The following is a 13,479-nucleotide window of genomic DNA, read 5'->3' on the forward strand; positions in this document are numbered from 1 at the left end:
GCCCTGCCTCGTCCGCTTCATGAAGGGTGAAGGTCTCCGCTGGTGCGCGGTCGGCCGTATCGTTGGACGAGGGCGTTGCCGATCGAGGCCAGGTGGTCTCGGACCCCCGGAGGGCCGGTCACCTCGACCCATTCGACCAGCCCGGAGAGCTCGCCGGCGAGGATGTACTCATTGGGGCCGCGGATCACGACCTCGATGCGGCCATCGGTCGTGGGACCTCCCACGTCGAGCCGGTCGCCGAGCGCCATCCGGAGTATGCCTATCCCGTCGGGTGTGCATACCGCCTGGACCTCCAGCGGCGTTCGTTTGCGATCGACCTCTTTGGCGATCTCGTTCCAGCTCTCGGCAAGGTCGAAGTCCCCGGGTCGGTGCACAGGGTCGCCGGTCGGGTCGGCGGACGACACGCGGTCGATCCGGAAGACTCGTCGGCCGGTCTCGGTGTTGGAGACGAGGTACCACACAGGACCTTTGGCGACGATGCCCAGCGGGTGGACGGTTCTCCGGGTTTCGACGCCTTTGCTGTCGACGTAGCCGAGCGACACCTGGACGCCGCTGATCACCGCGTCCTGGAGTTCGTCGAGGAAGCGAGGCGGCCGGTGCTCGATCCGGCTCGCCCCCCATCGCTGCGGGTCTACGACCAGCGACGCCGCCGCTGCCTCGGCCTGCACCTGGAAGGGCTTCGGTAGAGCATGGACGAGCTTGCGCAGAGCTGCTTTCATCGCCGGCGTCGCATCCGAGGCCGGACCGACAGCCAGGAACAGGGCGCGTGCCTCACTGGCGGTCAACCCGGACAGGTCGGTACGAGCGCCGCCCACCAGGCGCCAGCCGCCGCCTCGGCCCTGCACGGAGTACACGGGCACCCCGGCCATGGCCAGGGCGTCGAGGTCACGGCGGGCGGTGCGCTCGGAGACGTCCAGCTCTCGGGAGACCTCCGCGGCTGTCACCTGCTCGCGCCGTTGGAGCAAGAGGAGTATGGCCACCAGCCGATCGGATCGCATGCAGACAAAACTCTCATAAAAACCGGTCATTAGGTGACCGGTTTAGGTAGCAAGATGGCGACATGACCTCATCGAGGAGGTCGACCGCCAGCGAACGCCCCCAGAGAGGAAATGCAGTGATCAATCAAGCAGAATTTCCCGAGCCCACCCTGATCCAGGTCAACGGTGTGGAGCTCGAAGTCTTCGAAGCAGGCCGGGAAAACAAGGGAAAGCCCATCGTGCTCTGCCACGGCTGGCCGGAGCACGCCTTCTCCTGGCGTCACCTGATGCCCGTCCTCGCAGCGGCTGGCTACCACGTCATCGCACCGAACCAGCGGGGTTATGGCAACTCATCCCGCCCGACCGAGGTGACGGACTACGACATCGAACACCTGACGGGTGACCTCGTCGCGCTCCTGGACCACTATGGCTACGAGGACGCCACCTTCGTCGGCCATGACTGGGGTGCGTTCGTCGTCTGGGGACTGACCCTGCTGCACCCCGACCGGGTGAACAAGCTGATCAACCTGAGCCTGCCTTACCAGGAGCGCGGAGAAACGCCGTGGATCGAGGTCATGGAAACCTTCCTCGGCGGCGACTTCTACTTCGTCCACTTCAACCGGCAGCCGGGCGTCGCGGACGCCGTATTCGATGCCAACACCTCCCAGTTCCTCCGCAACCTCTACCGGAAGAACGTGCCCCCCGCACCCCCTGAGCCGGGCATGGCATTTATCAACCTCGCCAAGGCGGAAACACCACTCGGTGAGCCCGTCATGAGCGACAGCGACCTGGCCGTCTACGTCTCCGCGTTCGAGACGTCGGGATTCACGGGCGGCATCAACTGGTACAGGAACCTCGACCGCAACTGGCACAAGCTGGCGGACGCGGACCCGATCATCAAGCAGCCCGCCCTCATGATCTACGGCGACCAGGACTTCGCGATCCCGAGGTTCGAAAAACTGGCAGAGTTCGTGCCCAACGTGGAAGTGGTCGGCCTGGACTGCGGTCACTGGATCCAGGAGGAAATGCCAGAAGAAACCAACCAGGTGATTTCAGAATGGCTGGAACGGCAGGGCTAGTGTCTCGTGATCCGGTTCGTATCACGTGAAGGCCGAATCTTCGCATCACGTCGGTGACAGCCGGACCTGGGGCCAGGTCGCGAGGCCGCCTCGTCATGAGGTGTCGTAGCGGGTCGCTGCCGCGCGATGGAAGCGGGCAGAAGAGGATACGTCCAGTGCCTGAGCGTCCCGGTCGCGCGGCTGGCGGCGCCGGATACGGAAAAACCCCCGAGCATCGGCTGATTGGCGGGGCGTTTCCGTACACCTCTTGGAAAGTGTGATCCCCAGTCTAACGGCGTGCGGGGGACGCTTCCGGGGCCCGTGTGCAACCCCAGCCGCTGGTAATGGGCCGCAAGGAGATCGCCAGGGTGTACGGCATCGCACCCACAGCCGTGAGTGACCATTGGGTTCCTGGCGGGGCCGGCAGCGCGGTCGGGCCGACCCTCCGCCAGGACCCTGCCGTCGAAGCGGACCAGGCCCTCCACGGACCCGTCCGAGGCGGAGGCCAGTACGTCGGCCCGTCAGGACCCGTCCGGCGCCCGGACCTCCAGCTCGGCGTGGGCGCCCGCGTCTCGCCCGGCCCAGGCGAGGTCGAGCTTGAGTAGGTGGTGCGCCTCCGATTCCCCCTCGCGCGCGATCTCGCAGTCCGGAGCGTGCGGGGCATGGGCGAAGAACTGCATCCCCGACCGGGAGGTCTTCGCGTACATCGGGTGCCGACACTCGGCGAAGGTGATCGGCGCCGGCGGCTTCACCTTCCACACCGCTTCCCACGCCTGCCCGCAGCCGAGGTCCGGCAGATGTGCGAAGACGGTTCCCCAGTTCGCGTGCACAGCCCGAAACGCCATCGGCCCCCCTCGATACGACAATCAGCTCAGAGTGTTGCGCCGACCACTGATAGTCGAGACCGCAAAATTCGGACGCACGACCTGAACTCGACCACGCTTGCCCTCCGGGCCGATCGGGGGCCATGGCCGCACGCCACGTGACTGTCAGAAACGTTCCATTCCCGGAGCAAGATCAAGAACGGTCGACGGGAACGGTACGGATCCCGGATTCACTGTCACAACTCGCTCTCACTCAAAAGTGGAACCAGGCATGTTCTGGGAATGGTTTGTGACAGCATCTGGGGTCATGACGGACCCTCAAACCGCACTCGCGTCCGAAGCGGACGACATCGAGCGCCACCCCTGCCCGCGCTGTCACGCATCGTCAGGCTCACCCTGCCGCTCGCGTTCCGGCGCGGTCGCCGGGACTTACCACACCGGCCGCTTCACGAAGGTGCCCCGGCTCGCGAAACTCCTGCGGGTGCCGACCCCGGCCGACGGGAGTCCGGGGCAGCCGTGGCGTCCCGGCACCCCCGTGCCGGCTCCGGTGGACCCGGACACCCCGAGCGCGGACATCCGCATCGGCTACGCCCGCTGCTCGACGCTCACCCAGGAACTCCAGACCCAGCTGGACGCGCTCGCCGCGAAGAGCATCCCCCGGGACAAGATCTTCGCCGAGAAGATCAGCACCCGCGTACGGGTCCGCCCGAAGTTCGAAGCCGCACTCGTCGCAGCGAGGGAGATCAAGGCGCACGCCCCGCATTGCCGGGTCATCTTCACCGTGTACGAGATGAAGCGCCTCGGGCGCGACGCAGCCGAGCTGACCGCGCTCGCCGACCACCTCGCCGCCCACGGCCTGGTCCTGGAGATGCTCGCCGGGCCGCTGGCCGGGATCTACGACCCCACCGGGCACGGCCGGCTGCTTTTCGCGTTCTTCGCCGCGATGGCGATTATCTCAAGCTCGCCGATCGAGCAGGGCTGTGACCTGGGCGGCCAGGTCAAGGACACTGTCTTCGACCTGGCCGCGTGACACCTGCGAGGTCCGATCAGCACGGGCCGATCGTTACTGAAGAGCGACGCGGTGCACTTGGTTCGGGAGCTGTGCGGGCGGATGCCCGCTGGTCGCCGAGCGCATGAGCGAGCTGCCGACGCAGACGCTGGTTCTCTTCCGTGAGCTGCCGGTTCCGTTCCAGGGCTGCCTCCAGGCGTGCGTGCAGTGAGGCATCGGAGGAGCGCTCAGCTGCCGGGATCTGCGGCGAGGGAGAATGTCGAGTCGCGTCGCGGAGCCGTTCGATCTCGGCTCGGATGTCAGGCTGGCCATAGAGCCAGGAACGTGAGATGCCAGCACGCCGGGCGACGCCCTCGAAGGACACCGGGGCCCCGGTGCGGTCGACTTCACGCAGGGCCTGAATTGCCTTGGCGCGTGTCAGTTCGCGACGCTTTCGGGCGGCAGCCGCGAGCGGTGCGGTGTTGGGCTCAGGAGGCATCGGCGGTCGCCTCTCCGGTGTCTGGCTGGCCGTCGTCTTCGAGTGACGTGATGATCTTCTCCAGGTTGTCGGCGACCTGTCGGTTCATTTCGACGAGCCGTTTCTGTCCACGGGCTTCGGCCGCGGAGATGATCTGCAGGGTCTGCTGACGCTGTTCACGGTGCTGGGGCAGGAACTCGGCGGTCGTGATGAACACCGGGCAGGTCAGACACGAGTTGGCGTGCGGACAGGACTGCACCACAGGCAATCCGCAGTAGCCGTTGGGCAGGGCCTGCGTAGCCCGGGAGAGCCTCTGCTTCGCCCAGGCCGCCTCCGCGAGAGGGCCGGCCGGGTCCAGGGCAACGGTCTCGCCCTGGGCGTTGACCTTGCGCGCCTTCTCCCAGTGCCGACGGACCGTCGTGTCCGACAGCCGCGCGTAGTGGGCGGTCATCTGGGCTGAAGTGTGATCAAGAATCTGACGGACGACTTCCTGCGGGACGTCCTTGTTGATCAGCCTGGTGCCCAGGGTGTGCCGGAACTGATGCGGAGTGATGTGCGCCGGTCGACCCAACTCGTCGCGGGTATCGCACTGTTGGAGCCACTCGGCCAGCGAGATCCGGTAGCCGGAGGTGCTGATCGGCCTGTCACCGCGGAGGTTCGCGTCGGCGCGCGGGAAGAGGACCGATACCCCCTCGGGGCGTTTTTCCAGGATTCGGCGCTGGTGGTCACGGAGCTGCTGCTCAAGTTCTTCGTCGATGGGAACCAGCGCCTCGCGCTTCATCTTGTGGTTGAAGTAGCGCAGGTAGGGCGCCCCTTCCGCGTCATGGACGACCGGGTCAAGCGGCAGGTTGATGGCGTCAGTGACGCGCAGCCCGCAGCGCATCAGGACGAGCGTGATCAGCCGTCGTGCGGGGTCCTGCCAGCGAGCGAGGTTAGCGGGGTCTTCCAGCTGGGCCATGACGTGCTCGGCCACGGCCCGGGGCAGCAGAGGTGGCGGCGTGGGGTAGTCCTCGGGAACGAAGGCCGCATTGCCCGGCAACGTCTCGTCCCAGCGGTGCACCCGGATCGTGCGCAGGAAGGTGTTCAGGTTGCTGATGTGCGCGTTCTGTGTGCTGCGGCCGCCCATCACGGCCTGAAGATCGGCCAAGTAGCGCTCCAACAGGGCGCGGTCGATCTGGGCGAGTCCGGTCACCTCGGCCGGGAGGAAGGCGGAGAAGCGCGCGACCATGCGGACTCCGGCGCGTACGGTGTGGGCGTTGATGCCGCCGGACAGCCGCCAACGCGCCCAGCGCTTGGCCAGGTCCCGCAGCCAGAGCTGGGTGATCTTCTCGAAGGTGACGGTCGACGTGTGCGGGTGGACGATGCCGAGATTGCGCAGCCGCCAGACGGCGCGGGGGTATTCCGCCTCCCAGCCACGGCCGTAGGCGAGCTCCTCAACACGCCGGCGGGCGCCGAGAAGGAAGGTGCCCCATCCGGTGGCCCAGATTCCGCTCGGGCCGCGGAAGGTCTTCCAGAACTCCTCCGGCTCGTCCAGAAGTGACCGGACTTGGGCATCGGCGAGGGCATTGACCAGGCGTTGGGCCCATGCTGGCCTGATCTTCTTGGTGGCTTCGTCGTGGCGGCACTGCAGCGCGTACTGCACCTCCAGCCGCAGTTGGACGGGCAGTCGGCGCAGGTCGATGTGCTCGGAGCCGCCGGGGCCGATCTCCTCGTAGGAGGCGGCGAAGTCCTCGATGTCGGGGCGACCGCGCGCCGTCCAGCGGCCGTCGTGGCCGGTGCAGAACACCGAGTTTCCTCTCACCCACAAGTCGCAGTAGCTGATCCGGCAGATCGCGGGCAGCGGCGACGGGGGCGGCAAGGGCGCCGTGGAGCTCTGCCATGCCTCCATCTCCGTACTCGTGGACCGCTTCCACTGACGCCAGTGCCGCTGGCACAGACCGTTGCTGTCGAGGCCGTAGCGGCAGCCGCCGACCGCGCAGGCGGCCAGCGGCTGGTGTCCGGTCCATCCGGGCGGCGTGGTCGCGATGAACGTGTCGAGATCGGGCCTTCCCGCGTGGGCCCAACGGACGGAGTGTCCCCAGCACATGCGGTTGCTTCGGGCCGGACGGTCACATTCGTCGATAGCGCAGGCCGGGCCGCCGAAGACCGGGTGCCGGGGATCGAACGCCAGGTCCTCTTGCCGGAACTCGGGGCGGATCGCGGCCGTCAGCTTTTCCAGCAGGCCCGCGGGCCGGGGAGGACGGTCCTCGTGCGGGCTTGGGACGGTGGTCACCACTGCACCTCCGTTTCGCGGAACCAGCCGGCCTTCTCCAGGACGCTGCGGGCGTCCTCGACGGTCAAATGCCCGTAAACCGCCGAAGTTGTGGTGACCGAGGAATGGCCGAGCAGCTTGGAGACGACCTCGATTGGGACCCCGTCACGCAGTGCCCGGGTGGCTGCAGTGTGCCGGCACCAGTGCGGGTCGAAGGCGATGCCGGTGCGACGCCGCAGCCGGAGCACCAGGTCGTAGACGGCCGGATAGGACAAGGCCTGGCCGCGCGGCTCAGCGAAGAGGTTCACGAACACGTAGTCGCTGTCGAGATCGCCGTACTCGACGTGCAGGTAGTCGCTCCACAGCCGCAGCAGTTCGGCGCTGACCGGGATGGATCTCTGCTCGCGCGACTTCGACCTGGCACGGTTGGCGTTGTTCCGGGGAACGACCGCGACTTCCCGCGCGGCCGCGGCGACGTCGGCATGACGCAGGCCGAGCGCCTCGCCGATCCGCATCCCGGTCTCATGGAGCAGAGCGAACAGGAAGCGGTCACGCAGGTGATCGCAGGCGTCCAGGATGGCCTGCATCTCCGCCGCCGTAAGCACACGCGGCAGCTTCTTCGGGACCTTCAGCGAGATCGTCCGCCGATGCTGGGGCCGACCGGGGCTGATGTGGTGCAGGAACGGCTTCCAGCCGCCCCGGCGACCGGGTGGCTGCAGGGTCGTCAGCAGATCACCGACATCGACACCGTGGCGCAACTGGTGGGCGTAGAACGCGGACAGCGCCGACAACTTGCGGTTGACGGTGGACGCGCTGACGTGCGGCTCGACCGACGGAAGCACCGCGATATGCCCCTTGCGGCCCGACGGCGGCAACTGCAGCCAGACGACATACTCGCCCAGGTCCTCCAGGCGGACCTCACGCCAGTCCAGCCCCCGGCGGGCCAGGAACGTCCAGTAGTCCTTGAGATCGTAGGCGTACGCCCTGACGGTGTTCGGCGATCTGTCGACGTCCGTCAGATAGGCCAGGTAGCGCTCGATCGGCTCCACCGGGACGTCGTCGTCCCCCAGCACCGTCCACGAGTCCACCCGGACCGCCGGCAACGCGACACGCTGTACGAGCATGGCACCTCCCCTTCATCAACGTCATGGATGGAGCGGGAGATAACCACGTCACAGCAGCAGATCACAGGGCTTCCGGCCCACTTGCTGAACATCGAGGACGCCCTCCGGGCGGCTCAAGATAATGGCCGAGACCGAGTGGGAGAACATCCGCGAGTCGACGCTGGAAGGGCTCGACACTGCGGCGCGCAAGGGCAAGCACGGCGGCCGGCCCCCGGTCATCACGGACGACATGCTCCACACCGTCCTGCGCCGCCGCGCGGGCGGCGAGAGCGTCGAGCATATCCAGCCCGACCTGATCATCCCCACCGGCAAGCGCAAGGGACACAACCCCAGCCTGTCCAGCATCTACCGGGCCCTGGCCGAGTACGAGAAGCGGCAGTCATACCCGGAGGCCGTCACCGCGGCACACGCCGACTTCGCCGCCCTCCAGGCCGTCGGCAGCATCCGGGGCCAGATGGCAGGGAGCATGAGCGCATGATCTACGGCATCCACCGCACGAAAGGCGCTCCGGTACTGGGCGCCCGGCCCGGCCAGGACGGCCCCTTCGGCCGCCGGCCTGCGCCCGACGAGGACGACAACACGGACACCGCCATCGAGGAGCCAGCCACCACGGATGGGAACGCTCAGGGCTGATAGAGCAGCCGAGCCCTTCTCGCCGAGGGCCTACCGCATCAGGGCTTCAAGATCATCTGGTGGCGGCTTTGGGGCTCACCTTGGCTGGACCCCTTCGTCAGTCGAAGGCGTTGGGCTCCGTCGCCTCCCCGGGCCTGGCGACGTACATGGCGTGTGTCTTCCAGGTTCCATCGCACTTCTCGTTAGGGCAGCTGCGGATCTCCCAGACGCCATCACCGGTCAGCTCGCCGGGCGGCCACTCGCCGCTCTTCATGCAGACGGTGCAGATCATTTCGGGGTGCCGGCGTATCCACGCGCCGATCGACAGGTTCGCCATGCTGCCCGACCCTACCCACGTCACCACGCCTCTACGTCACGCTCGACGTGCCGTCAGGGCTTCAAGATCATCCCACTGCCCCTTTTGGGCTCACCTTGGCTGGACCCCCAGACCTCCGTGAGTTCAGGGAAACTGAAGGGCTCTGAGTGGGAACCCAGGGGTCCGTCGTCGTGCTCCACGGCACTGGATCCGCGAGTTCGACTCCAACTCGCGACCACGCCGCTTCATGGCTCTCCGGACGCGCAAGATGGTGAGCGGGCTAGCCGAGAGGGCGGCGGTATCGCAACTTGTTCAGAGCGGCTCCGCCAGTGGTGTCTTCCACGGCCGCGCCATCTGCGCGCCAACCGGCGGCCTCGTAGAAGCGCCGGGCGCGTTCATTGCCTTCCAGTACCCACAAGGTGGCTTGCGTGTAGTCGGCCTGTCCGAGGGTGGTCAGCGTGGCCAGCATCAACTGCTTTCCGATCCCCGTGCCCCATACCTCGGGCATCGCGTAGAGCGTGCCGATCTCCGCGACGGCGGGCGTCTCCTGAGACGGGCTGTAACCTGCGAACCCGACGATCCCCACCTCGGTCTCGGCTACCAGTACTCCCGAAGTTGGCCACTGTGTCTCCGCGATGCGTGTCTTCCAGCCGGACTCTTCACGGCTTGGGTCCATGGCATCGAGGTAGTGCTGCGGAACAAGACCGGCAAAGGCCGCCTGCCAGGAGCGCACGTAGACGCCAGCGACCGCTGAAGCGTCATCAGGCCATGCCTGTCGAATCTGCATGGCCGTCATTCTTCAAGGCTCCACAATCCGGGCCAAGTTCTTTTCCCGAGTGGGATGTTGAGTGCTCGGCTGCCTGTTCCAGCAGTGCCCGCGCCGAGTTCGCGTATCGGATCGCGGTCTTCTCGCTGAGGCCGAAGACCTCAGCGAGGTGGAGCGGGTCGGGACCGTGGACGAGGGCTTCTTCGAGCTGGCGGTCTATGCGGAGTCGTTCCAGGGTCGCGGTCTGGCGGTGCAGAGCCGGCCCGGCGACCGAGCTCTTGCCGATGGGGCCGGTTCCCAGCGCGGTGTGCTTGTTGATCAGCAGGTGCGGGTTGGCAGTATCGGGCCAGCGGCGGCGCCGGAACTCCAGCCATTTTCGGGCGACTTGAAGGGTGAGTTCGTCCATCGGGCGGGTGCGGCCATCGATGGACAGGCGCCGATTGCCGATGTCGACGTCGTCGAGCTGGAGGCGGCGGATCGCCGCAGGTCGTGCCGCGTGGACGGCGGCGAGGGCGAGGATCAGCCGGTCGGCGGGATGGGTGACGGCGGCGACAGAACCGTCGATGTGTCCGGGCTCCAGCGGCTGGATGACGCCTTCCTCGCGCTGGCCGACCCGGATGCGGCTGGTCGGGTTCTTGAAGATCGTGCCGTTCTTCTTGGCCCAGCCGAACAGCGACCGCAGAGCGATGATCGTGGTCTGCCGCTGCGAGCCCTGCACGGTTTCGAGGTGGGCGAGCACGTCGTCGCGGGTAACCTCCCGCAGGTGGTCGTAACGGTCCGACCACTCCAGCAGCACGGGCCGGATCCGGTTGAAGTAGTTCCAGACCGTCGCCGCATGGCGGGCCCGGGAACGAGGGCCGCCGTCGTGCAGCAGCCGGGCCCAGTCTCCGACATCGCGGGCGATCCCGGTGGCGAGACCGTCGAGCTTGGACTCCAGCCACAGTCCGAACGACGATGGCCGGTCGTCGAGGAACACGCCGATGTGGTCGAGCACTTCCGTGGTCCGCTCGACGCTCAGGCCGCGCGACCGAAGCACCGGGAAAACCTCCGAGTACCGGATCACGTCGACCTCGGCATGGTCGGTCAGGACGATGACCAGGGCCTGGTCGACGTTCAGACGCGTCTTGCGCGGCCAGCCGCGGGCCTCGCCAAGGCGGTGGGCGCTATGGCGGGCCCAGGCCGGCCAGGGATTGCCGCGGCGAGCGTCCTCATCGCTGACCCGCCCCGTGAGGTCTCGGCGGGCCTCGAACAACGCGAGCTGGCACCAGACCGCGGACGGAGGGGTTGCAGGGGCCGGATCGGGTCGCCGGGGTCGGCCCCGGCGACCGTTCTTGACCGCCGATGGCTTGGGACGCCGGTCCCAGAGTGCCGTCAGTCCGTAGAAGAACAGCTGCTGGTGGCGGAGGTGAGGCAGGAAGGACTCCGGTTTGCCGCCAGTCGCGGCGGCCTCCGTTCTCGCCTGGACCCAGCACAGACGGCAGTACTCCTCCCGCAGGGGTACTTGGCGCGTGCAGCCGGCGCACGCACCTCCCCTCCATCGGCTGGCGAACGAGGAACACGTCGAGCACCGCGGCTCGAAGAAACGCCCCCAGGACAGGCAATCCGGGCAGGAACTCGGGTCCATAGGTCACATCGGAGGAAGGGACCGACCATCCCGGCGGCGAGGAACCACCGCCGGGGCCGGTCCCGAGGAGCCAGCGGCCGCTTGCCGGACATCGGTGTCCTGGCCGGGACGGGTGACTTTCTGCGGTTCGGGGATCAGCAGGTCACCGATCTCGCAGCCCAGGACGACGCAGATCACGTCCAGGTCCTCCAGCTTGAGGGAGACCGGCTGCCCGGACCACAGCCCGGACATCTTCCCCGCCGAGATGACCAACCCATGCTCAGCCAGGTTCCGTTGGAGCTCGGACGCCTTCCAGATGCCCTTGTTCGCGGCGGTCAGCCGCAGGTTCCACCTCATCGGATCAGCCCTTCCAGCCGCTTCGCGGCCCGCTCTTGCCCTGCCGCCCAGGCGTCCTCGACCCGGGTCTGCTGCACATGGACGTACCGCATCGTCGTGGCAATCCAGGAATGTCCCAAAACCTCCTGGATCGAGATCAGGTCGAGCCCGTTCAGATAGAGCTGGGACGCGCAGAAGTGCCGCAGGACGTGCGGCGTCAGCTTGTCGGTCCAGCTGGGCAGGTGGAGCTTGGTAGCCTCCGCGAGACCGTTGCGCAGGGCATCGTCACCGACCCGCCGTGAGGAGCCGTCGGCGTTCTTGCGTTCGGAGGGCAGCAGTGGGGCGCCAGGGCGGGTGTGGTCGTCGCCGAACTGACCCCACACATCCTCGATGAACCACCGCAGAGTCCGGCCCGCACCGTTGATCAGCGGCACCATCCGCTCGCGCGGGCCCGATCCGCGCTTCCCCTTGCCATAGCGGACATGGAGCTTGCCGAACCGCCCGAGGTTCCACTTGATGTCATCCAGGTCCAGCCTGCGGGCCTCGTTCACCCTCAGCCCCACCTCGGACATCAGCTTCGAGGCGGTGTAGTTCCTGGCCATCGGGGCGAACTTCCGGCAGGTGGCCAGCTCACCGGCCCAGCCGGTGAACAACTGCCCGACCTCCGGCTCCAGTGGCGGGATCCGCAGCTGGGCGTCCTTCGCCCCGCGCGGCCGATTCATCTCGTCGATCGGACACTCGACAACCCGGCCGGTCATCCGGTGCAGTTCGACCTTGTGCCTCAGCTCCAGGAACGTGAAGTACGTGGTGAGCGCCTGCGACCGGGCAAGCCGGGTGCCGCTGGGCGAGTTCCGCAGCACCTTCCCGAAGTACGCGTCCGCGTCGGCGGGCTCCATGTCCCACAGCGGCCGACCGAACCACGTCCGCACCTGTTCCAGGTGACCGACGTCCCCGCGGATGGTGCCGTCCGTCAGCCCGGCCGACGCCCGTGCGAGCACGAACCCGGCCAGCGCGTCGGTCTCGAACTGCTCCAGTTCCTCCGCCGAGACCGGAGCCCGCACATCGCGGAGGTCCCGCACGACTGCCAGTGCCGCCAACCCGAGCCCCCTCACCTTCACCCGGACCGCAGATCGGTCGGACGAGATGAGAACGCTTCAAGAATCCCGAAGTTACGTCACCTGGCGGGAGAGCATACGAAGGAGGACGAACCCCCTGGCCACGGGGCTGGGGACTCAGCAGGGCTCAGGGGAACTCACGGGATGTCGCACAACTGGCTCGCACACCGCCCCTATCGCGCCCACGACGCCACTGCCCTGCGGTCGCTGTTCCGCACGCTCAAGGCCGAGCGGCTGGTCTTCGCCAACCCGATGCGCGGCATCAACGGCGGCAAGCCGGCGACCACGATCCCCACATCGCTCACCACGGACGAGGTGGAGTTCGTCGCTCAGGCCGCCCGGCAGGACCCGGCTCTTCGCGTGGTCGTCGCCCTGGCCGGTATCCATGCGCTGCCCGCCCGCCGGATCCGGTCGATGCTGGAAGAGGTGGACCTGCCCGGACGCCGTCTCGACCCCGAGGGCCTGGACCACCCTCTGGACAACTACACCGCCGAGGCGATCACCGACTACCTATCCCACCGTCACCGCCACTGGCCGAACAGCACCAACCCGCACCTGCTGGTCAGCAGGAACACGGCCACCACCACAGCGGCGGTGGGCACATTCTGGATGGACAAGCTGGTCAAGGAACTGCCCGTGGGCGTCGACCGGCTGAGGCAGGACCGCATCCTCGAAGAGGCCCTGGTCAATGGTGCCGACCCCCTGCACCTCGCGCACGTCTTCTCTCTCGGCACCAGGACCAGCCTCCGCTACACGTCCGCCGTCGCCACCTCGGCCGCCGAACAGGGACCGCCCGCCCCCCTGAACCGCAGTGCCCATGCGGGCCAAGCCCCGGGCAGCATCCTTGGGTTCGTCCCGAGCACCCTTCAGAATTCGTGAACCCACGGGGGTTCGTGGATACCTCTGGTACTTCGGGTTTGTCGCCGGATAGACGGTGGCTCGAGGCAAATGCACGACCGTCGTCTCTGGCGTGACTCGCTTGGGGTCCAGCTACATTCCCATCCCCCCGACCATCTGGACACGCCGGTGTT

13 protein-coding genes and 2 pseudogenes are annotated in these 13,479 nt (G+C 67.4%); 5 read left to right on the plus strand and 10 right to left on the minus strand.

Annotated features, from left to right (window positions below; translation table 11 throughout):
- Positions 1 to 17 precede the first annotated feature (17 nt).
- Complete coding sequence (locus OG520_RS43915) at positions 18 to 998, minus strand: WYL domain-containing protein (protein ID WP_331749439.1); 981 nt, start codon at positions 996 to 998, stop codon at positions 18 to 20.
- A gap of 116 nt (positions 999 to 1,114) precedes the next feature.
- On the opposite strand from OG520_RS43915, the gene OG520_RS43920 reads away from it, so the two are divergent.
- A complete protein-coding gene (locus tag OG520_RS43920; protein WP_331749442.1) occupies positions 1,115 to 2,056 on the plus strand; it encodes an alpha/beta hydrolase in 942 nt (313 codons plus the stop codon).
- Positions 2,057 to 2,556: 500 nt separating this feature from the next.
- On the opposite strand, the gene OG520_RS43925 is transcribed toward OG520_RS43920, so the two are convergent.
- Positions 2,557 to 2,880: a hypothetical protein gene (locus OG520_RS43925; RefSeq protein WP_331749445.1), complete on the minus strand. Its 324-nt coding sequence runs from the start codon at positions 2,878 to 2,880 to the stop codon at positions 2,557 to 2,559.
- A gap of 286 nt (positions 2,881 to 3,166) precedes the next feature.
- Here OG520_RS43925 and OG520_RS43930 point away from each other — a divergent pair.
- Positions 3,167 to 3,808 (plus strand): annotated as a pseudogene (locus tag OG520_RS43930) (recombinase family protein); the annotation flags it as partial.
- 97 nt (positions 3,809 to 3,905) lie between these two features.
- Here OG520_RS43930 and OG520_RS43935 read toward each other — a convergent pair.
- From OG520_RS43935 to OG520_RS43945, 3 genes are read right to left on the minus strand one after another with little or no spacing between them, the layout of a single operon-like run.
- Positions 3,906 to 4,346, minus strand: coding sequence for a DUF6262 family protein (locus tag OG520_RS43935; RefSeq protein WP_331748700.1), 441 nt, complete (start codon positions 4,344 to 4,346; stop codon positions 3,906 to 3,908).
- Positions 4,336 to 6,597 (minus strand): site-specific integrase, encoded by a 2,262-nt coding sequence (locus OG520_RS43940; RefSeq protein ID WP_331748698.1) that lies wholly within the window; start codon positions 6,595 to 6,597, stop codon positions 4,336 to 4,338. Before OG520_RS43940 ends, OG520_RS43935 begins: the two co-directional genes overlap by 11 nt.
- On the minus strand, positions 6,594 to 7,700 hold the full coding sequence (locus OG520_RS43945) for a tyrosine-type recombinase/integrase (protein ID WP_331748696.1): 1,107 nt from the start codon (positions 7,698 to 7,700) through the stop codon (positions 6,594 to 6,596). Before OG520_RS43945 ends, OG520_RS43940 begins: the two co-directional genes overlap by 4 nt.
- 121 nt (positions 7,701 to 7,821) lie before the next feature.
- On the opposite strand from OG520_RS43945, the pseudogene OG520_RS43950 reads away from it, so the two are divergent.
- Both OG520_RS43950 and OG520_RS43955 read left to right on the plus strand, forming a co-directional pair.
- Positions 7,822 to 8,178: pseudogene (locus OG520_RS43950) on the plus strand (recombinase family protein); the annotation flags it as partial.
- Positions 8,175 to 8,333 (plus strand): hypothetical protein, encoded by a 159-nt coding sequence (locus OG520_RS43955; protein WP_331749448.1) that lies wholly within the window; start codon positions 8,175 to 8,177, stop codon positions 8,331 to 8,333. The pseudogene OG520_RS43950 and the gene OG520_RS43955, both read left to right, overlap by 4 nt.
- A gap of 97 nt (positions 8,334 to 8,430) precedes the next feature.
- Here OG520_RS43955 and OG520_RS43960 read toward each other — a convergent pair whose 3' ends face one another.
- The 5 genes from OG520_RS43960 to OG520_RS43980 form a co-directional block, all read right to left on the minus strand.
- Positions 8,431 to 8,649 (minus strand): hypothetical protein, encoded by a 219-nt coding sequence (locus tag OG520_RS43960; protein ID WP_331749450.1) that lies wholly within the window; start codon positions 8,647 to 8,649, stop codon positions 8,431 to 8,433.
- Between the two features lie 259 nt (positions 8,650 to 8,908).
- On the minus strand, positions 8,909 to 9,415 hold the full coding sequence (locus tag OG520_RS43965) for a GNAT family N-acetyltransferase (RefSeq protein WP_266733995.1): 507 nt from the start codon (positions 9,413 to 9,415) through the stop codon (positions 8,909 to 8,911).
- Positions 9,390 to 10,646: a hypothetical protein gene (locus OG520_RS43970; RefSeq protein WP_331737210.1), complete on the minus strand. Its 1,257-nt coding sequence runs from the start codon at positions 10,644 to 10,646 to the stop codon at positions 9,390 to 9,392. The genes OG520_RS43965 and OG520_RS43970 overlap by 26 nt, the downstream gene beginning before the upstream one ends.
- Before the next feature lie 375 nt (positions 10,647 to 11,021).
- The gene (locus OG520_RS43975) at positions 11,022 to 11,354 is read right to left on the minus strand and encodes a helix-turn-helix transcriptional regulator (protein ID WP_266733991.1); all 333 of its coding nucleotides are present in this window, start codon (positions 11,352 to 11,354) and stop codon (positions 11,022 to 11,024) included.
- The gene (locus tag OG520_RS43980) at positions 11,351 to 12,430 is read right to left on the minus strand and encodes a site-specific integrase (protein ID WP_266733989.1); all 1,080 of its coding nucleotides are present in this window, start codon (positions 12,428 to 12,430) and stop codon (positions 11,351 to 11,353) included. Before OG520_RS43980 ends, OG520_RS43975 begins: the two co-directional genes overlap by 4 nt.
- Before the next feature lie 162 nt (positions 12,431 to 12,592).
- Between OG520_RS43980 and OG520_RS43985 the strand changes: the two genes are divergently transcribed.
- Positions 12,593 to 13,327, plus strand: coding sequence for a hypothetical protein (locus tag OG520_RS43985; RefSeq protein WP_331749453.1), 735 nt, complete (start codon positions 12,593 to 12,595; stop codon positions 13,325 to 13,327).
- Positions 13,328 to 13,479: the final 152 nt, after the last annotated feature.

The organism is Streptomyces sp. NBC_00984, assembly GCF_045162475.1.
Lineage (GTDB): Bacteria > Actinomycetota > Actinomycetes > Streptomycetales > Streptomycetaceae > Streptomyces.

What these genes read in the sequence shown, in the direction of transcription:
- OG520_RS43915 (WP_331749439.1), bottom strand. Translation starts at nt 998, where the DNA reads ATGCGATCCGATCGGCTGGTGGCCATACTCCTCTTGCTCCAACGGCGC.
- OG520_RS43925 (WP_331749445.1), bottom strand. Translation starts at nt 2,880, where the DNA reads ATGGCGTTTCGGGCTGTGCACGCGAACTGGGGAACCGTCTTCGCACAT.
- OG520_RS43935 (WP_331748700.1), bottom strand. Translation starts at nt 4,346, where the DNA reads ATGCCTCCTGAGCCCAACACCGCACCGCTCGCGGCTGCCGCCCGAAAG.
- OG520_RS43945 (WP_331748696.1), bottom strand. Translation starts at nt 7,700, where the DNA reads ATGCTCGTACAGCGTGTCGCGTTGCCGGCGGTCCGGGTGGACTCGTGG.
- OG520_RS43955 (WP_331749448.1), top strand. Translation starts at nt 8,175, where the DNA reads ATGATCTACGGCATCCACCGCACGAAAGGCGCTCCGGTACTGGGCGCC.
- OG520_RS43960 (WP_331749450.1), bottom strand. Translation starts at nt 8,649, where the DNA reads ATGGCGAACCTGTCGATCGGCGCGTGGATACGCCGGCACCCCGAAATG.
- OG520_RS43965 (WP_266733995.1), bottom strand. Translation starts at nt 9,415, where the DNA reads ATGCAGATTCGACAGGCATGGCCTGATGACGCTTCAGCGGTCGCTGGC.
- OG520_RS43975 (WP_266733991.1), bottom strand. Translation starts at nt 11,354, where the DNA reads ATGAGGTGGAACCTGCGGCTGACCGCCGCGAACAAGGGCATCTGGAAG.
- OG520_RS43985 (WP_331749453.1), top strand. Translation starts at nt 12,593, where the DNA reads ATGTCGCACAACTGGCTCGCACACCGCCCCTATCGCGCCCACGACGCC.